Genomic DNA, 17,561 nt, shown 5'->3' on the forward strand with positions numbered 1-17,561 from the left:
GAGACTGTCCCGATGAGCAGCTACACCGCCCCGCTTTCCGATATCCGTTTCGCCCTGCATGACGTGCTCAAGGTCGAGCCGCTGTTCGCGCGCCTTGGCCTGACCGATGCCACCGCCGATGTGGTGGATGCCGTGCTGGAAGAAGCCGGCCGTTTCAGCGCCAGCGTGCTGGCGCCGTTGAACAGCGTGGGCGATGAGATCGGCTGCGTCCTCGACCAGGCCACCGGCGAGGTCACCACCCCGCCGGGCTTCAAGCAGGCCTACGCCCAGTTCGTGGACGGCGGCTGGACCGGTCTGACCGCGGCACCGGAACTGGGCGGCCAGGGCCTGCCGCATACGCTGGGCGTGCCGCTCAACGAAATGATCAACGCCGCCAACCTGGCGTGGGGCAACTTCCCGCTGCTCTCGCACGGTGCGATCGAAGCGCTCAAGCAGCATGGCGAGGCCTGGCAGCAGGACGCCTTCCTCAAGCCGCTGATCGAAGGCCGCTGGACCGGCACCATGTGCCTGACCGAACCGCATTGCGGCACTGATCTTGGCCTGCTCAAGACCAAGGCCGAGCCGAACGCGGATGGCAGCTACGCGATCACCGGCACCAAGATCTTCATCACCGCCGGCGAGCACGACCTCACCGAGAACATCGTGCACCTGGTGCTGGCCAAGCTGCCGGATGCACCGGCCGGGGCCAAGGGCATTTCGCTGTTCGTCACCCCGAAGTTCAAGGTCGATCGCGAGGGCAAGGTGGGCGAGCGCAATGCGCTGCGCTGCGGCTCGATCGAACACAAGATGGGCATCAAGGGCTCGGTCACCTGCGTGATGAATTTCGACGGTGCCGAAGGGTATCTGGTCGGGCAACCGCACAAGGGCCTGCAGGCAATGTTCACCATGATGAACACCGCGCGCCTGGGCGTCGGCCTGCAGGGCATCGGCCTTTCCGAGCGGGCCTACCAGAACGCGCTGAAGTACAGCCGCGAGCGCCTGCAGTCGCGTTCGTTGAGCGGTGCGAAGAATCCGGAGAAGCCGGCCGACCCGATTCTGGTCCACCCGGATGTGCGGCGCATGCTGCTGACCATCAAATCGCTGGTCGAAGGCAGCCGCCTGCTGGCCCTGCACGCGGCGACCCTGATCGACGTCGCCCACCACGCCGAGGATGCCGGCGAGCGCGAACGCGCGGACACGCTGGTGAGCTTCCTGACCCCGATCTCCAAGGCCTGCCAGACCGAATGGGGCATCGAGAACACCTACAACGCGCTGCAGTGCTTCGGTGGCCATGGCTACATCCGCGAGCACGGCATGGAGCAGTTGGCCCGCGATGCGCGCATCACCACGCTGTACGAAGGCACCACCGGCATCCAGGCGCTGGACCTGATCGGCCGCAAGACCGCTTCCAGCCAGGGCGCGGGGCTGAAGCTGATGCTGGCCGAGATCGAGGCCTTCGCCAAGGCCAATGAAGGCAACGAAGCGCTGGCCGAGTTCATTGCCCCGCTGCGCGCCAAGGCCGACGAATGGGCCACGCTGACCATGGCGACCTTGCAGCGCGCGGCCACCAACCCGGACGAACTGGGCGCAGCCAGCTTCGATTACCTGTTCTACTCGGGCTATGTGGTGCTGGCCTACTGGTGGGCCCGCAGCGTCGCCGCCGCCGAGGCCTCCGCGCAGAGCGACGCGTTCAAGCAGGCCAAGCGCGAGACGGCCCGCTTCTACTTCGCCCGCGTGCTGCCGCGCACGCTCAGCCACGCCGCCGCGATCCAGTCCGGCGCCGAACCGTTGATGGCCATGACCGACGCGCACTTCGGCGAAGGTTGATCGGTCGCCAGACCACCGACCAACGGTCGGTGGCTACCTGATTGCCACGCAGGTGCCGACCGGCAGTCGGAACACCGATACCTGATCGTCGGTAGGTGCCGACCGTTGGTCGGCACCCCGGATACACCTTCTGGAGAAAAGCCCCCTTGATGTTCAAGGGGGCGCGCCGAAGGCGGGGGGTCAAGGTGGAATGCCTGTCCGAATCGTTACGAATCGGGTAGGGGCGCAAGCCCCTATACCCAATTCGTAACGATTCGGGTATAAGCTGTTTTCCCGATGGAGACAGACACTACACGCTTGGGTCTGATCGATACCGGAGCCTCGTCCGCCCCGGTCGCCGAGGTGTCGCCGATCGTTACGCTGCATCGGCCCGGATCGGTGCGGTTATTGGCCCTGGACGCCCACGGGCGCGTACTCGACTGGATCAATTGGCAGGACGCCTCCTGCCTCTACGCGCGTGGCGCGGTAGCCTGGACCCTGGGCGACCCCTGCCTGCACATCCACGGCGGCATCTGCCGCACCACCGGCCTGCAGAGCGGCCTGGACCTGCACCCGATCATCGCCGCCCGCGGGCATGCGCGCTCCCGCGCGATCGACCCCACCCCGAATCTGTCCAATCCCGCGCTGTTCGCGCGCGATTCGCACCTGTGCCTTTACTGCGGGCAACAGTTCAACCGCCCGCAGCTGACCCGCGACCACGTCATGCCGCTGTCCAAGGGGGGCCTGGACGTTTGGGAGAACGTGGTCAGCGCCTGCTTCCACTGCAACTCGCGCAAGAGCAACCGCACCCCGCAGCAGGCCAGCATGCCGCTGCTCGCCGTGCCCTATCGGCCGAGCTGGATCGAACACATGATCCTGTCCAACCGCAACATCCTGGCCGATCAGATGGCCTTCCTGAAGGCGCAGTTGCCCAAGCGTTCCAAGCTCTGCGCCTGAGCGCGCTGCGACGTTCTGTCGCAGCCTCCGTCACCGTTTACTCACTGAAAAGGCGGTTTGCTTGCCCCAACCTCATTTGGGGGGGAAAATAGGCGCTCAGAAGAAGCGCGATAAACATGATCGATTCCGCCCGCTATCCCCGCCTTGCGCGCATCCAGTCACCGGATGACCTGCGCAGGTTCGAAGAATCCGAACTGCCCGCGATCGCGGATGAACTGCGTGCCTACCTGATTGAGTCGGTCGGCAAGAGCGGCGGCCATTTCGGCGCCGGCCTGGGCGTGATCGAACTGACCGTCGCACTGCACTACCTCTATCAGACGCCCGTCGATCAGCTGGTGTGGGATGTGGGTCATCAGACCTACCCGCACAAGATCCTGACCGGCCGCCGCGACGAGATCCACACGGTCAAGCAGAAGGACGGCGTCGCGCCGTTCCCCAAGCGTGAGGAAAGCGAGTACGACACCTTTGGCGTCGGCCATTCCTCCACCTCCATCTCGGCGGCGCTGGGCATGGCGATCGCACGCCAGGCCGAAGGCGATGACCGCAAGGTCGTGGCCGTGATTGGTGATGGCGCGATGACCGCCGGCATGGCTTACGAGGCGCTCAACCACGCCGGCGGCATGGAGCAGGAACCGAACCTGCTGGTGATCCTCAACGACAACAACATGTCGATCTCCGAAGCCGTGGGCGGGCTGACCAAGATGCTCGGCCGCGCCACCGGCAGCCGCACGCTCAATGCGCTGCGCGAAGGCGGCAAGAAGATCCTCGGCGACAAGAAGCACAACCCGACCGCGCGCTTCGTCAAGCGCTGGGAAGAGCACTGGAAGGGCATGTTCGTGCCGTCCACGTTCTTCGAGGAAATGGGCTTCCATTACACCGGGCCGATCGACGGCCACGACGTGCCGGCGCTGGTCGCCACGCTGAAGACGCTCAAGAGCCTGAAGGGCCTGAAGCTGCTGCACGTGATGACCACCAAGGGCAAGGGCTACGAGCGCGCCGAAGGTGATCAGATCGGTTACCACGCGGTCGGCCCGTTCGATCCGGACAAGGGCCTGGTCTCCAAGGGCGGGGCCAAGAAGCCGACCTATACCGACGTCTTCAGTGACTGGCTGTGCGATGCCGCCGCGGCCGAGCCGAAGCTGATGGGCATCACCCCGGCGATGCGCGAAGGCTCGGGCCTGGTGCGCTTCAGCAAGGAATATCCGGAGCGCTACTTCGATGTGGCCATCGCCGAGCAGCACGCGGTGACCCTGGCGGCCGGCATGGCCACCCAGGGCGCCAAGCCGGTGGTGGCGATCTACTCGACCTTCCTGCAGCGCGCCTACGACCAGCTGGTGCACGATGTGGCCGTTCAGGAGCTGGACGTGCTGTTCGCGATCGACCGCGCCGGCGTGGTCGGCCCGGATGGCGCGACCCATGCCGGCAACCTGGATTTGAGCTTCCTGCGCTGCGTGCCGCACATGGTGGTGATGGCGCCGTCCGATGAGGCCGAGTGCCGCCAGATGCTGACCACCGGGCTGCGCTATGCCGGCCCGGCCGCGGTGCGCTACCCGCGTGGCAGCGGGACCGGCATCGCCGCCGGCACGGATCTGGCCACGCTGGAGATCGGCAAGGCCGATCTGCGCCTGCAGGGCAGCCGGATCGCCCTGCTCGCGTTCGGCAGCACCGTGACGGCCGCCGAACAGGTCGGCCGCGAACTGGGCCTGACCGTGGTCAACATGCGTTTCATCAAGCCGCTGGACCGGGCCCTGCTGCTGGAACTTGCGCAGCGCCACGAAGGGTTCGTCACCATCGAAGACAACGTGGTCGCCGGCGGTGCCGGCTCCGGCGTGGCCGAGCTGCTCAATGCCGAGAACGTGCTCAAGCCGTTCCTGCACCTGGGCCTGCCGGACAGCTTCCAGCACCATGCCAGCCGTGAAGACCTGCTGGCCGAAGCCGGCATCGATGCCGATGGCATCCGCCAGGCCGTGCTCAAGCGTTGGCCGATGCTGGTCAAGAGCGGCCAGACGCTCAGCGCGGCAGGCTGACACGCTGCCCACCGCCCTTGGGCGAGTGCTCCGCAAAAAACAGCGAGGCCGCGTCCAATCGACGCGGCCTCGTTCGTTTGAGCACTCAGGGGGCGCTCAAGCGCTGTGCACCAGCCATCAGTAGATCTGGAACTGGGCGCGGCAGCCGCCATCCACCCAGACGCCGGTGCGGTCCCAGCCCCAGGTCCGCCCTTCGATGCAGGCGTTACGCGAGGTCTGGCGGATCAGCCGCGCCTCGCGGCGGACATTGGCCACGCAGCGCTGACGGCGATGGTCGTTGGAATCGCAGGTCAGGATCTGGCCCCGGCCGTTGTTGCCGCCGCCGTTGTGGCCCCAGCCGCCCCCACCGCCATTCCAGCGGCCACCGCGGCCGCCCTCGGCAATGAACTCGGCCCGGCAGCCCTGCGTCACCCACACGCCGTTGCGTGCCTGGCCCCAGGTCTGGCCTTCAACGCAAGGCGAGCCGGAGATCTGCCGCACCAAGCGTGCACGCCCCGGCAAGGCGCACTGCTGCGTGCGGTTCTTGATCGATTCGCAGCGCACCGGACCGCCGTTGTAACCGTCGTCATAGCGGTCGTAGTTCTGCGCCTGGGCAGCGCCGGCCAGCGCCATCAGCGCCGGCACCACGGCCCAGCGCAATCGTCTGGCGGCCTGGGAAGGGCTGGTGTTCGACATGGGATCCTCGTTGCGTGTTGGGGGAGGCGCACAGGATCGGTGATCGTCCGGCGCCGCGACATAGGCCAGAAGTCGCTGATTTCATCCCCTATTTAGGTACCCGACGCGTGGCTGACTGGGCGGGCGGCCGGCGGTCACATCCGCACGAACAGCCTTGGAAGGCCGGCTCAGCCGTAGCGGACGGCGTCCACGTAGGTCTCCAGCACCTGCACCCGGACGGCGATGCTGTCGCCGGTCTCGGCATGGTACTCGCGTGCCAGGGCATCGGCGAAATCGAAGGCGGTGGCCCCGCTGCGGAACGCAATCGGTGCGGATTTGGCCGGGTGCACGACGTGCCAGCGGCGTTCGATGTGTTGCAGTTTGATCACCATGCGGATCGTTCCTTTGCGGCATGCCTGGGCGAAAAGCTCACGACGTGAGGGATCCATCCCTCAGCAGGAACGATAGAGCAGGTTGAAGCCCGTTGTTATCGGATTAGTCTGATTTTGCTCAGCCGTCGGTGCCCAGGAACCGGAACGGCTCGGCCGGCTGGAACCGGGGCAGCGCGTCGCCCGCGAACACGTTGCGCTGGTCCGGCCCCAGGTCCAGTTTCAACACCGGGGCACCGCGCGAGAAATCGGCCTTGTTGAGGTCTACCCAGAAGGTATTGGGCGTCATCGCCGATTCAAAGAAATACAGCTTGCGCTTGTGGTCGGCCACGGTCCGCCAGCGGGTGGAGGAGATGTTCGGCTCCCCCGGCGTGGTGATCCCGTAGGGCACGGACACATTGCGGATCACACTGAACACACTGGCCAATGCGACCACGGGATCCTCGCTTTTGGGAATGGCGTTGATGTAGAACTTCGCGCGGGCGAAGCGATCGGCCGAGCGGTTGGTGCCGGGCAGCATCACGGTGCCACCGATCTCCTGCCAGTACGCGTTGAGCGCCAGTTGCTGATCGAACACCGGCGAGTTGGTCATCACCTGATAGGCGCGATCGTGATGGATCACCTGCTTGCCGTTGATGTATTCCACGATGGCGCTGTCACCGCTGGCATCGGACAATGACAGGTGCAGCGTGGCCAGCCGGGACTCGCCCGGCACCTTGTCCGTCACGATCGAAAACGGCTCGCGCTCCAGCGCGGCGACGGCCTCGGCAACGGTGGCGAAGTTGTCGAGCACGTATTGCGCCCACAACGAGATCGCCAATCCCGGTTTGCTGCCACGTTGCTGCGGGTACTGCGATTCTGCCAGCCACAACAGATTGGCTGACAACCCCGCTTCGTTGAGTCCATCGGTGGTGGAGATGTCATACCCGGTGGCGACCACGCTGCCGTAGCGTGAGGTCCAGCGGATCGAGCGCGGGCCGGCCTGGCCATCGCGGTCGATGCCTTTGGGCAGCACCCAGAGGTTGGTGGCCACATCGCTTTTCCAATCCATCGAGCGGGCCGTGATCACATCCTGATTGTCGCCCAGATACACCACGCGGGTGCAGGCATCGGCCCGGGCGGAGACGCAGGTGAGCGCCGCAGCGAATGCGATGTGACGGATCGAAAACAGTGTTTTCATGACGTGCCTCCTGGCAGTGGCGCTGACAACCTGGCGTCAAACCTGATACCCGCGATGTCCACACAGGCGGGTCGCACGCATCCTGCTTCAACGCATCATCGCGTTCCGCGGTGCTGGTCACGGACTACAACGCAGCATCGGCGGAATCCTCCAGCGTCATATCAGCCCACGCCGGGTGATGGAGGAGTGAACCCTGCATCCTGCACGTGACATCGACGGACCCGGCGCGAGACTGCCCGCGACCTCAAGCGCCTACGGAGCCTGCATGTCCATTCGAGCCGCCCTGCTTCCCCTGCTCGCCGCCCTCACCGCCTGCGCCCATCCTGCGCCGTCACCCTCCTCGCCCACGGCAGGCGTACCCGGCTCGGACCGCGATGCGCATGGGTGCATCGGCTCGGCAGGCTACCGTTGGTGCGAACGCACACAGCAGTGCGAACGTCCGTGGGAGTTGGCCAATGCAAACGGGTTGGAGAACACCGCCGAGGCCATCACCGCCTACTGCGCCGCGCCGGCGCCACGCTGATCTCGTCATAGCACGCTCATCTCCTCATAGGCGGCGCAACAGGACAGGCCGGACAGGGCGTCATGCCGGGGACGCGCCCGGAAACGGCCGCGCGTCCACTGGCAGGACCACCAGGAACCGCGCGCCACCACCGGGGGCGCTGTCCACGGCGATGGTGCCGGCGTGACGCAGCACGATCTCGCGGGCCAGGTGCAGGCCCAGCCCGCTGCCGCTGCCGCTGGGCCGCAATCGGTGGAACGGCTCGAACACGGACAGCCGCTCGGCCTCCGGCACGCCCGGGCCTTCATCACTGACCGACAGGCCGCCATCATCATGCAGTGCCACGGCGATCATGCCGCGGCCGCCACCGTGGGCGATGGCGTTCTGCAGCAGGCTGGCGATGACCCGGTGCAGCGCATGGGGATCCCCGCGAACCCAGATCGGCTGATCCGGTGCATCCACCGAAAAGCCGTAGCCGGCATCCACCACCAGTGGTGCGACATCGGCGGCCACGTCGCGGGTCAACGCGGACAGGTCGATACGCTGGGACTGGCTGCCATGCCGGTCCAGCCGCTGCAGATCCAGCAGCTGCTCGGCGATGTTGCTCAGCCGGCTCAGGTCCAGCTGCAGGCGCGAACGCGCATCGCCGGGCGGCAGATCGGCCAGGCGCGTGGCGAGGATCGCGATCGGCATGCGCAGCTCATGCGCGGCACCGGCGAGGAAGCGATCCTGCGCATCGTAGCTTTCACCGATGCGGCGCACGGCCGCGTTGAAGGCGTCCACCAGCGGATAGATCTCCAGCGGCACGGCACGCGTATCCAGGCCGCTGCCGCGCTCGTTGACCTGGATCGCTGCGGCCTGCGCCGCCACGCGGTTGACCCCGCGCAGCGCGCGATGGATCACCCATGGCGCCACCACCAGCGTGATCACCAGCACCGGCAACGCGATCCAGCCGCCCAGGTAGCGGAAGATCAACAGCAGCTGCCGCACGATGCTGCGTTCGGGAATGCCGCCTACCGCCACGTGCAACCGCCCTTCCGGCCGAACAACGACCACCACGCGCACGGCAAGCGCATCGGCATTGATGCGGGTACGGATGTCGGTCTGCTCGATCTGATCCAGCCGTGCCACCAACTGACGGTACTGCACGGGAACATCGCCATGCACCAGGCGTCGGCCACGCTCATCGGCCGCGGCGAACCAGAACATCGCCGGCGGCCGTGGCACGGCCAGCGCCACCTTCGGCAGATCCGCCTCCAGTCCCTGGGCACCGAAGGTGATGGCCGATGCGATCTGGTCGCTGGTCTTCCAGTCGATATAGGCCGAACGGCGGTCGCCGTAGGTCAACACCATCGCGCTCAATGCCAGGGCGATCGTGGCCGCCTGGATCAGGCAGACCTTCCACACCAGGTTGAACGCCAGCGAATCGGGTTTGAGCAATCTCACGGCGTGTCCTTGAGCAGATACCCGATGCCGCGCATGACGTGGATCTCCACGCCCGCGTCGGCTTCCAGCAGCGCTTTGCGCAGCTTGGAGACATGCGCATCCAGCGCATTGGATTGGATGGCATCGTCAAAGCCGTATACGGCTTCCAGCAACGAGGCGCGGCCCACCGTGCGCCCTTGCCGCAGTGCCAGTGCTTCGAGCACCAGCAGCTGCCGCCGCGGCAGCGCGAGCAGCAGCTCTGACACGCGGGCTTCGCGCGCCACGAAATCGAACTGCAGCCGGCCCAGCGACAACACCGGCAGGGTGATCTGCGAGGGCCGCCGCGAGATCGCGCGGATGCGCGCAAGCAGCTCTTCGACCGCGAACGGCTTGGTCAGGTAATCATCCGCGCCCACGTCCAGGCCGGTGACCCGATCGGCCACCGAATCGCGCGCGGTCAGCATGATCACCGGCAGGTTCGGCACGCGCTCACGCGCGATCCGGACAAAGCTGGCACCGTCGCCGTCGGGCAGCTGCCGGTCCAGCAGCAGGATCTGGTGGACGCCGGCCTTGAGGGCTTCATCGGCCTGCGCCATCGTGCCGACCACGTCGATCACCATGCCGTGGCGCGCCAGGCTGACCTGGATCGCGCTGGCCATTTCCGGATCATCTTCCAGGAGAAGAAGGCGCATGGGGCGGTGCCTTGCGGGGTACGAAGGAGGCGATGGTACCGCGCAGCCGGACGTAACGTTCCGACAATGTAGGGCGCCCACCATGACACTCCGGTTGTTCCCCCTCGGCAGGTCCATGCACGTCCGTTTTCGTTCCCCGCGCCCTTCCCTTCCCCTGTTTGGCCTGGCCCTGGCCAGTGCATTCACCGCCGCCAGTGCGCAGGCGGCTGATGCGCCCGAGGGCGCCAGGAAAAGCAGCATCGGCATCGCCGTCGTGGCGCTCAAGGCCCCCTATGCCGGCTATGACACCGATCGTCTGGCCGCCCCGATCGTCAGCTGGGAAGGCCGTTCGTTCTTCTTCCGCGGTGGCAGCGTGGGCTATCGCCTGCACCAGACCGCGCGGTCCGAGCTTGCCCTGACCGCCTCGCCGTACGTGATGCGCTTCAAGCGCCGCGACAGCCACGACCCGCAACTGCGCCAGCTCGACAACCGCAGCCTGTCCGGCATGCTGGGCGTCTCCTGGCGGCACCAGGCCGAATGGGGCGTACTGCAGGCCAATGCGCAGGCGGAAGTCACCGGACACGGCGGCGGCTTCTCGGCCGATGCCCGGTACGCCTACCCGATCCCGGCCGGCCGCGTGACCTTCATGCCCGCGGTGGGCGTGACCTACACCAGCGCCGATCTCAACGACTACTACTTCGGCGTCAGTGAGCGCGAAGCGGCACGCAGCGGCCTGGCGCGCTACTCGTCCGGCAGCGGTGTGTCGCCCTACATGGACATTGCCGCCGTGATGCCGCTGGGGCCGCGCTGGACCGCGACCGCGTCGATCCGCCGCACCTCGCTGGCCGATGCCGTGCGCGACAGCCCGATGACCCGTGGCGACCACATGGATACCGCCGCGCTCTCCCTCAGTTACGGATTCTGATCATGCGTCAGGGAATCGTACGTCGTGTCGCGGATCTGGCCTTGCAGATCGAACCGGACCGCGCCGCCGTTCTTGAATGGATTCTGCATTCCCCACTGCCCGCGCTCGACGGGCAGACCACGTTCGAACTGGCCTGTGAGGGCCAGGGCGAACGCGTCGTCGCGCTGCTGGACACCCTGCTGCGGCAGGGTGATCCGGTCCTGCCGCGCGGCTGATTCCTCGTTTTTCCCCTACCGGTGTCCTGGAGGCGCGAATGCACAACGCAACCGATACCCCGCTGCTGCAAGCAGCCAACGATGACCTCGCCGCGCACGCGATCGTGGCCAATCTCCACCGCGCGATCCTGCACCGCATGGACCGCGACAGCCAGGCCCACGGCCGGTTCTCACGGGCTTACATCGCCGAGCTGTTCGACATCGGGCGCGCCATCAGTCCCGCGTGTCGCCCGCACCAGGTCGACAGTGAATGGATCACTGCGCGACGGTCGTGGCTGGATACGGTGCTGCGCGAGCATCCGCTGGACCGTCGCGATGCGCAGCTGATCGCTGCACGGCACGCCGCCGATGGGGTCCTGCTCCGCGCCTGCGTGCTCGGCTGTGACGCCACGCCGGAAGCCGCGACCGAGCGCGTGCGCGATGCCCTCATCGCCATGACCCGGCCGACGCACTGAGTGACGAAACGCCACCGACACCTGCACATGACCGCCGGAATCACCGTGCTACATTCCGGCCAAGAGGCAGGCTGACTGCTTCTTGATGCCGGTATCGGCCGGCCCGGAGCGTGCCCATGCGGTGTTCGGCCCTGCTGCTGTCCCTGCTGTTCTGCGATGCCGTGCACGCCCAACGGGACGCGCCGCCGGACCTCGCCTTCGACCGCCCCGGCATCGGCTTCGCCGCCTCGACACTGCCCCGCGGTGGCGTCGCGCTGGAGGCGGGATTGCCCAGCTTCAGCCGCGACCGCGACGGCGCGGGCGTGCTGAGCACGCAGTACAGCGCCGACATCAATCTCCGGATCGGCTTGGTCGAGCATCTCGAACTGCAGGCCTTCACCTCGCCCTGGAACCACCTGCGGGTGGCGCCGCGCGATGCACCGGCCGAGCGCAGCCGCGGTGCTGGAGACCTGGGCCTCGGCCTGAAGTTCGCCCTGCCCTTGTCCTCGGAAAAGCACGCCGTGGCGCTGCTGGCCAGCACCACGTTCGCCACCGGCTCGCGCGACTTCAGCGAGGGCGCCACGCAGTACGCGCTGGGTGCGAGCTATGAGTACAGCTTCGATGATCGCTGGACAGGCGCGCTGTACGCCAATGTGACCCGCGGTGGCAGCGAGGACAGCGTCACCTGGGCGCCGAGCCTGAGCTTCTCCGCCACCGATACCGTCAGCACCTATCTGGAGGCCGGATTCACCGACACCCACGGCGAGCCCTCGACCGGGATTGCCGGCGCAGGCATCACCTGGATGGTGACCCCGACGGTCCAGTTGGATGCCTCATTCGATGTGGGGCTGGATGACGACAGCCCGGACACACAGGCCGGCCTTGGGGTGTCGGTGTATTTCGAGTGAGGTTTGCGGGGCACCCTGCTGCATCGCCAACGAAAAGGCCTGCACGAAACCGCGCAGGCCTTTGTCTGGAACCGCAACGTCTTGGCGCGGCGGGTCAGGTCACCTTCTTGGCGATGGTCATGCCCAGCACGAACAGCACCACAGCGATGATGATGCCCGCCCAGAACAGGAACTTGGCGATCCCGATCGCAGCGCCGCCGATGCCGGCGAAACCGAGGGCACCGGCGATCAGGCCGATGACGGCAAAAATGATGGCCCACTTGATCATGATGATCCTTTCACCGAATCGGGTTGAATGACAGGACTCCACGGTAGCCAGCCGACTGTCTCACCTTCGTGAACGCGCCGACTGAACGGCGTGAAGTCAGGCGCCCGGCGCCACGCGCATTTCCATCGGCTGGTAGCGCAGCCCGGAAGATTCCGCTGCCTCCCCTGTGCAGGTAAAGCCATAGCGCTCATAGGCGGGTACCGACGAGAGCGACGCGCTCACGGTCAGCACCTCCACACGCGCCTGCTCGATCATGGCGGCCATCAGGGCCTTGCCGACCCCCTGCTGCTGGGCCGCCGGGTCGACAAACAGCATGGCCACGTGACGGCCTTCCTTGAGCTCGGCGATACCGATGAGCCGATCCTCCTGCGCGTAGGCCAGCATCACATTGTCCTGCACCATGCGCGCGCGGAACCCCTCCACCGAGGCGATACGGGCAAAGGTCTCGATCCCAAGGGGGGGCAGTGATTCCGCCACCGCCCCCATGAAGGCGGCCATGCACACACGGCTGGCCTGTTCGAGATCGGCTGCCAACAACGCTCGTACCGCCATATGCATTTCCTTCCGCGTCCATGAGGTAAGCGATCACTCTACCTCGATGATCTGCAGCCGCGCACGACTCACCACCGGATCGACGCCAACTCAGCGCGCGACCTCGACAAACACGGGATTGGAATAGAACCACAGGTCCTGCCAGGGATCTTCGCCTGGCACATCGGGCAACGGCGCCACTTCAGGGGTGCTGCTGCCGCGTACACGAACGAATCCGCCCTGTGCAGGCGCCGGCAACACCCAGGATACCGTTCGCCATGCGCCGTCCACTTGCCAGTCACTGGCGCGGAATACACGCGTCTGCATAACAGGAGCATCGCTTTTTCCAGGGCTGCCCACTATCAGCTCGACGTGATCCAGCACCGGGGGCTGGCCAGCGTGATTGACTGACGCCGGCACACGCACCCGCAGTTCCACGCGCATGGAGGCGTCAGGCGACATCGACAGCGTGCCGCCCATCGTGGCGCTACGTGCCTCGTCGTCGTTCGCAGTCACCCGCAGCTCCAGTGCATCGATCAGATCGCCGGTCACCGCGAACATCCGACCGTGGCGAAGGCCATCAAGGATGTCCTCGGCGTCCCGCCGCGCCCAGACATGGGTCTTGCTGTACTGGCCCGGATCGAAGTCATTGCCGCCATCACGCTGGTTGACGTGCGAATCGGAGCTGGCCGTGATCCAGAAGCGATGCCCCTGGGACAACAGCGTGTCCCAGATCCCGCCGACGGTTGCCGTCATCTGGTCGAATCCTCCCAGGGTCGGTGCATCCGCGTTGCGATACAGGCCGCGATGGACACGGGTGGCCTGATGGCCCGGCGCGCCTTCCATACCAACCAGCACCTGCGGTGCAGCCGCATGCCAGGCACGCAGCTCATCGGGCTCGACGTCGCCCCACCGTCCCATGGCGGTGGCAGTGCGCGCGGGGTGATTGATGAACATCAACGGCGGTGCCGGCAGCGAACGCATGTGGGCCAGCGCATCAAGCATCGTCTGCCCGTCATCGCGGCTTCCCTGCAGCGGCTCGCTGCGGCCGTAATCGCGTTCGATCGCGATCAGCTGCTCTCGCTCATCCGGGCCTGGGGCGATGATCAGCGAGGCGTGCTCGCCGGCCGGCACGTCGAATTCCATGCCATTGAACTGGATCAGCGCGGGCACCTCGCGCCGGGCCTCCAGCAGCGCCGGCCACGCATGGTCCCGGGTGACCGCCGAATGCCCCGGCCCGCCATGATCGGTATGCACCATCCAGCTCAGCCCATTGGCGAGCGCCTGCTGGGCGTTATGGGTGCGGGTGTAGGACGAGTCGCCACCACGGATCGGCGTGGGCGGCGTGGTGCTGCGATCCCAGTCCACGCTCCACTCGCTGTGGACATGGTGGTCGCCAGCCTGCCAGCTGCGGCCGGCATCGTCATCGGCAGCCTGCGAGACCGCCGGCCACGCCAGCACCGCCACAAGCGGCAGGAAGAAAACATGTCGCATCGGATGTTCCTCACAAACGGGCAGCCGCATCCGGGGCACGCGCACGTGCCTCCGGATGCACCGCGAAGGTGGCTCAGAAGTCCGCGCGCAGGCCGAGGCTGATCCGGCGGCCGGAGCGCTCGTACATCGTCGGGAACGCGGGATCCATCGTGTAGCCGGTGGTCGCCTGGTTGGTCAGGTTGATGCCCTTCAGGCTGAGCTTGATGCTGTCGGTCAGGCGGTAGCCGATCGACACATCCACCTGGCCGTAGTCATCGCGCCAGATCGGGTACATGTTGTAGCCGATCGATTCGACGTACTCTCCCTTGTGGTTGTACGACACGCGCGCGTCGAAGCGGTCGTTCTCATAGTAGACGGTCATGTTGTATGACTTCTCCGAGAGCCCCGGCATCGGCGTGCTCACGCCCAGATCGGATTCGCCGGCCAGCGAGCTGTCCAGCATCGTGTAGTTGGCATTGATGCCGAAGCCTTCCAGCGAACGGTGCAGCATGCTCAGCGGCAGCTGCGCGATCAGCTCGACGCCTTTCACCACATAGGTGCCATCGGCATTGATCGGCTGGTACACGTCGAAATCATAGGTGCCGTTGAGCGAGCCGTTGGCGTTGTAGACCGCCACATCCGGCACCACGCCGGTCAACGCATTGATCACCACGCCGTCGATCTTCTTGTGGAAGTACGAGGCCGCCAGCAGCCCGCCGTTGTCCAGGTACTTCTCCAGACCCAGCTCCCATTGCTTGGCATAGGTGGGCTGCAGATCCGGGTTGCCATCGGTGAAGCGGAACGAACTCCAGCTGGCGGTGCGCTTGTAGGCGATGTCGGTCAACGCCGGGCGGATGAACGTCTTGGAGGCGGCGCCCCGCAGCACCAGGCCCTCGGCCAGTTCGGCAGTGGCATTCAGGCTCGGCAGCAGATCGTTGTAGCTGCCTTTGCGCGAGACGGGCGTGTCGGTATAGCCGGTGCTACCGTCTTCCCGCTGGATCGGATGGAAGCCGGAGGACTGCACCGAGGTATCCACATAGCGCACGCCGGCGTTGATCGAGACCGGCACGCGGCCCACATCGAAGCCGATGTCGGTCATCGCGTACAGACTGGTCACGTTCTCGTCGACCCGGTAGTACTGGCCCGGATCAAACGGCGTTGCGAAGCCCGGATAGCGGAACGCACTGCGTGCGTAGTCGTTGGAGACCATCTTCCAGTCCAGGTCTTTCACCGAATAGCCACCGCCCGGCACGATATCGGCAATCGACTGCAGCGGACTGTCGGCCAGGGTGCGCTTGTTCACCCAGCTGTTGTCACCCGCCCCCGGCCCGTAGATCTTGGCTTCGCCATACTCGCGCTGCTTGGACTTGTCGGTGTAGCGCGCGCCGAACTGCACGCTGCGCAGCGCCGGCAGGAAGGCCAGTTCCAGCGCCTTGGTCACATCCACCTGGGCGGCATACTTGTCATCGCTGACCTTCTCCAGCGTCGTCTCATACGCCTCGAACAGGTACTTGTCCGAGGCGTTGTACATGTCGATGCTGGCCGGGTTGGCGCTGGGAATCGTCTCCCCGCTCTTGCCGGTCCAGCGGGTCCGCGAGGGCGCGTAGGCCACATGCTTGAGGTTGCTGGCATCCAAGGTCTTGTCGGCGCCGGAGTAACCGACCATCGCATCCACGCCCCAGGTGTCGCCCTGCCAATCCATTGCCACGCTGTACTGGCTGAAATCGGTCTTGTTGATCCGCTCCTTGCTCAGCATCTCGTGCTGGGTGGCGGTGTAGGACACATCGCGCAGCACCACGATGCCGTACTGCGACAGCGTGCTGGCGTCGTAATCATGGATGGTCTCCAGCGTGCTTCGGCTGGACGCCGAATATGCCGCCGCGTCGTACTCGTCTTCGGTGGTGTCGTAGCCGCCGCGCATCGCATCGAAAGTCAGGCTGAAGCGGCTGCTCGGCTTGTACTGCAGCGATGCGGTGGCACCCCACTTGTCCTGGTCGTTGACGAACACGCGGTCGCCCACTTTGTCCTGGAACACGATCAGGTTGCTTTCATCGGTGTTGTTGCGGTTCTTGACCACCACGCCGGCATCGCGTGCCAGCACCGCGGCGGCCTGCGTGCCGCGCGTGCCCGAGGCACCAAGGAAGCGCGACATGGGGCGGAAGTTGATGCCCGACGTCGCGTCCGTGCGGTTGCTGCGCTTGGCCGTGGCGAAGGACACCAGGCCACCCCAGTCGCCCCAGGTGTCACTGGCCAGGAAAGAGAATTTCGGGTCCACCTCTTCGGAAATCGAGTTGTGCGCCCCTTCCACCGACGCCACCAGCTTGCGGCCGGTGTAGTCGAACGGGCGTGCGGTGGAGATCTGCACGGAGCCGGCGATGCCGCCCTCCTCATCCGCCGCAGTCGGCGACTTCAGCACCGTGACCTGCTGGATGATCTCCGAGGCGAAGATGTCGAATTCGATATCGCGACCACCGCTGCCCGATGCCGTGGCCAGGTTGTTGATCGAGACATGCGTGTACTCCGACGGCAGGCCACGCACGTTGACGCGGCTGCCCAGCCCCTTGTCACGCTCGATGGTCACGCCCGGCATGCGCTGCAGGGCTTCGGCCAGGTTCTGCTCGGGAAAGTCGGCCACGTCGGTGGCCACGATCGAGTCGGAGAAACCGATGGTGGCGCGCTTGATGTCCACTGCCTGCTCCAGGCTGCGGCTGTAGCTGCCCACCACGTCGATGCGCTCCAGCTGCTGCAGGCCGGCGCCTTCCGCTGCGGGGGCCGCTTCAAATGCCAGGGCCGATGTGGCGACGGGCACGGCGGATGTGCCCGACGGTGCGGTATCACTGCGTGCTTCGATGGTCACCGTGGTGTCGTTGAGATACCGATAGCGAAGGCCGGTGCCGTCCAGCAGCTGCTCCAGTGCCTGCTGCGGGGCCAGCCCCGCCGGCATCGCGCGGGTGCGCGGGTTGCCGGCCTGCTGCGCGTTGTAGACGAACTGCAGGCCGGTCTGGCGCGAGAGATCGTTGAGTGCACGGTCCAGCGGTTGGGCGGGAATCGCCTCGCTGGCCACGCGGGTCTCCTGCGCGGTGGCGGTGACGGCGGCGCTCTGCAGGGCAAGAGCGATCGAAAGGAAAAGAATGCGGCGCATCGTAGAAGTCCAGTGGGGTGGTATGAGCGTCGCGAGACGGAATCGTTCGCGCTTGCCTGGACTACGAGGGCGCAG

Annotated in this window: 17 protein-coding genes; 8 read left to right on the top strand and 9 right to left on the bottom strand. The window is 66.1% G+C overall.

Going from position 1 to position 17,561, the window contains the following annotated elements:
- Positions 1-12 precede the first annotated feature (12 nt).
- The 3 genes from AC06E9_RS00915 (at position 13) to dxs (ending at position 4,769) form a co-directional block, all read left to right on the top strand.
- A complete protein-coding gene (locus AC06E9_RS00915; RefSeq protein WP_121038308.1) occupies positions 13-1,806 on the top strand; it encodes an acyl-CoA dehydrogenase C-terminal domain-containing protein in 1,794 nt (597 codons plus the stop codon).
- 276 nt (positions 1,807-2,082) lie between these two features.
- Entirely contained in the window at positions 2,083-2,742 is a 660-nt protein-coding gene (locus AC06E9_RS00920) for an HNH endonuclease (protein WP_088432555.1), read from the top strand.
- 116 nt (positions 2,743-2,858) lie between these two features.
- Entirely contained in the window at positions 2,859-4,769 is a 1,911-nt protein-coding gene (gene dxs, locus AC06E9_RS00925; protein WP_152153412.1) for a 1-deoxy-D-xylulose-5-phosphate synthase, read from the top strand.
- Between the two features lie 117 nt (positions 4,770-4,886).
- Here the strand turns inward: dxs and AC06E9_RS00930 are convergent, their stop codons facing one another.
- The 3 genes from AC06E9_RS00930 to AC06E9_RS00940 form a co-directional block, all read right to left on the bottom strand.
- Positions 4,887-5,444 carry a DUF3011 domain-containing protein gene (locus tag AC06E9_RS00930; protein ID WP_121038314.1) on the bottom strand — a complete coding sequence of 186 codons (558 nt, stop codon included), beginning with the start codon at positions 5,442-5,444 and terminating at the stop codon, positions 4,887-4,889.
- 167 nt (positions 5,445-5,611) lie between these two features.
- Entirely contained in the window at positions 5,612-5,815 is a 204-nt protein-coding gene (locus AC06E9_RS00935) for a hypothetical protein (RefSeq protein WP_478055284.1), read from the bottom strand.
- Positions 5,816-5,933: 118 nt separating this feature from the next.
- A complete protein-coding gene (locus tag AC06E9_RS00940; RefSeq protein WP_152153411.1) occupies positions 5,934-6,992 on the bottom strand; it encodes a linear amide C-N hydrolase in 1,059 nt (352 codons plus the stop codon).
- 265 nt (positions 6,993-7,257) lie between these two features.
- On the opposite strand from AC06E9_RS00940, the gene AC06E9_RS00945 reads away from it, so the two are divergent.
- On the top strand, positions 7,258-7,515 hold the full coding sequence (locus AC06E9_RS00945) for a peptidase (protein WP_478049368.1): 258 nt from the start codon (positions 7,258-7,260) through the stop codon (positions 7,513-7,515).
- Between the two features lie 60 nt (positions 7,516-7,575).
- Here the strand turns inward: AC06E9_RS00945 and AC06E9_RS00950 are convergent, their stop codons facing one another.
- Positions 7,576-8,940, bottom strand: a complete 1,365-nt coding sequence (locus AC06E9_RS00950) for a sensor histidine kinase (RefSeq protein ID WP_121038326.1) — start codon at positions 8,938-8,940, stop codon at positions 7,576-7,578.
- On the bottom strand, positions 8,937-9,611 hold the full coding sequence (locus tag AC06E9_RS00955) for a response regulator transcription factor (RefSeq protein WP_121038329.1): 675 nt from the start codon (positions 9,609-9,611) through the stop codon (positions 8,937-8,939). The genes AC06E9_RS00950 and AC06E9_RS00955 overlap by 4 nt, the downstream gene beginning before the upstream one ends.
- Before the next feature lie 115 nt (positions 9,612-9,726).
- Here AC06E9_RS00955 and AC06E9_RS00960 point away from each other — a divergent pair, with 115 nt between their 5' ends.
- The 4 genes from AC06E9_RS00960 to AC06E9_RS00975 all read left to right on the top strand — a co-directional run bounded on the left by AC06E9_RS00960 (position 9,727) and on the right by AC06E9_RS00975 (position 12,072).
- Positions 9,727-10,515, top strand: coding sequence for a MipA/OmpV family protein (locus AC06E9_RS00960; RefSeq protein WP_121038332.1), 789 nt, complete (start codon positions 9,727-9,729; stop codon positions 10,513-10,515).
- Between the two features lie 2 nt (positions 10,516-10,517).
- Positions 10,518-10,730 (top strand): hypothetical protein, encoded by a 213-nt coding sequence (locus tag AC06E9_RS00965; protein ID WP_121038335.1) that lies wholly within the window; start codon positions 10,518-10,520, stop codon positions 10,728-10,730.
- Between the two features lie 38 nt (positions 10,731-10,768).
- Positions 10,769-11,185, top strand: a complete 417-nt coding sequence (locus AC06E9_RS00970) for a hypothetical protein (protein ID WP_478055285.1) — start codon at positions 10,769-10,771, stop codon at positions 11,183-11,185.
- Between the two features lie 116 nt (positions 11,186-11,301).
- Positions 11,302-12,072, top strand: coding sequence for a transporter (locus AC06E9_RS00975; RefSeq protein ID WP_478055286.1), 771 nt, complete (start codon positions 11,302-11,304; stop codon positions 12,070-12,072).
- A 94-nt stretch (positions 12,073-12,166) separates the two neighbouring features.
- On the opposite strand, the gene AC06E9_RS00980 is transcribed toward AC06E9_RS00975, so the two are convergent.
- The 4 genes from AC06E9_RS00980 to AC06E9_RS00995 all read right to left on the bottom strand — a co-directional run bounded on the left by AC06E9_RS00980 (position 12,167) and on the right by AC06E9_RS00995 (position 17,486).
- The gene (locus AC06E9_RS00980; RefSeq protein WP_019182774.1) at positions 12,167-12,340 is read right to left on the bottom strand and encodes a DUF1328 family protein; all 174 of its coding nucleotides are present in this window, start codon (positions 12,338-12,340) and stop codon (positions 12,167-12,169) included.
- Positions 12,341-12,436: 96 nt separating this feature from the next.
- A complete protein-coding gene (locus AC06E9_RS00985; protein WP_121038344.1) occupies positions 12,437-12,892 on the bottom strand; it encodes a GNAT family N-acetyltransferase in 456 nt (151 codons plus the stop codon).
- 90 nt (positions 12,893-12,982) lie between these two features.
- Entirely contained in the window at positions 12,983-14,365 is a 1,383-nt protein-coding gene (locus AC06E9_RS00990) for a CehA/McbA family metallohydrolase domain-containing protein (protein WP_461770121.1), read from the bottom strand.
- 73 nt (positions 14,366-14,438) lie between these two features.
- Positions 14,439-17,486: a TonB-dependent receptor gene (locus tag AC06E9_RS00995; protein WP_461770122.1), complete on the bottom strand. Its 3,048-nt coding sequence runs from the start codon at positions 17,484-17,486 to the stop codon at positions 14,439-14,441.
- Positions 17,487-17,561: the final 75 nt, after the last annotated feature.

It is taken from the genome of Stenotrophomonas sp. Steno-Z10-BAI (genome assembly GCF_056393115.1).

What these genes read in the sequence shown, in the direction of transcription:
- AC06E9_RS00915 (WP_121038308.1), top strand. Translation starts at nt 13, where the DNA reads ATGAGCAGCTACACCGCCCCGCTTTCCGATATCCGTTTCGCCCTGCAT.
- AC06E9_RS00920 (WP_088432555.1), top strand. Translation starts at nt 2,083, where the DNA reads ATGGAGACAGACACTACACGCTTGGGTCTGATCGATACCGGAGCCTCG.
- dxs (WP_152153412.1), top strand. Translation starts at nt 2,859, where the DNA reads ATGATCGATTCCGCCCGCTATCCCCGCCTTGCGCGCATCCAGTCACCG.
- AC06E9_RS00930 (WP_121038314.1), bottom strand. Translation starts at nt 5,444, where the DNA reads ATGTCGAACACCAGCCCTTCCCAGGCCGCCAGACGATTGCGCTGGGCC.
- AC06E9_RS00935 (WP_478055284.1), bottom strand. Translation starts at nt 5,815, where the DNA reads ATGGTGATCAAACTGCAACACATCGAACGCCGCTGGCACGTCGTGCAC.
- AC06E9_RS00940 (WP_152153411.1), bottom strand. Translation starts at nt 6,992, where the DNA reads ATGAAAACACTGTTTTCGATCCGTCACATCGCATTCGCTGCGGCGCTC.
- AC06E9_RS00945 (WP_478049368.1), top strand. Translation starts at nt 7,258, where the DNA reads ATGTCCATTCGAGCCGCCCTGCTTCCCCTGCTCGCCGCCCTCACCGCC.
- AC06E9_RS00955 (WP_121038329.1), bottom strand. Translation starts at nt 9,611, where the DNA reads ATGCGCCTTCTTCTCCTGGAAGATGATCCGGAAATGGCCAGCGCGATC.
- AC06E9_RS00960 (WP_121038332.1), top strand. Translation starts at nt 9,727, where the DNA reads ATGCACGTCCGTTTTCGTTCCCCGCGCCCTTCCCTTCCCCTGTTTGGC.
- AC06E9_RS00965 (WP_121038335.1), top strand. Translation starts at nt 10,518, where the DNA reads ATGCGTCAGGGAATCGTACGTCGTGTCGCGGATCTGGCCTTGCAGATC.
- AC06E9_RS00970 (WP_478055285.1), top strand. Translation starts at nt 10,769, where the DNA reads ATGCACAACGCAACCGATACCCCGCTGCTGCAAGCAGCCAACGATGAC.
- AC06E9_RS00975 (WP_478055286.1), top strand. Translation starts at nt 11,302, where the DNA reads ATGCGGTGTTCGGCCCTGCTGCTGTCCCTGCTGTTCTGCGATGCCGTG.
- AC06E9_RS00980 (WP_019182774.1), bottom strand. Translation starts at nt 12,340, where the DNA reads ATGATCAAGTGGGCCATCATTTTTGCCGTCATCGGCCTGATCGCCGGT.
- AC06E9_RS00985 (WP_121038344.1), bottom strand. Translation starts at nt 12,892, where the DNA reads ATGGCGGTACGAGCGTTGTTGGCAGCCGATCTCGAACAGGCCAGCCGT.
- AC06E9_RS00990 (WP_461770121.1), bottom strand. Translation starts at nt 14,365, where the DNA reads ATGCGACATGTTTTCTTCCTGCCGCTTGTGGCGGTGCTGGCGTGGCCG.
- AC06E9_RS00995 (WP_461770122.1), bottom strand. Translation starts at nt 17,486, where the DNA reads ATGCGCCGCATTCTTTTCCTTTCGATCGCTCTTGCCCTGCAGAGCGCC.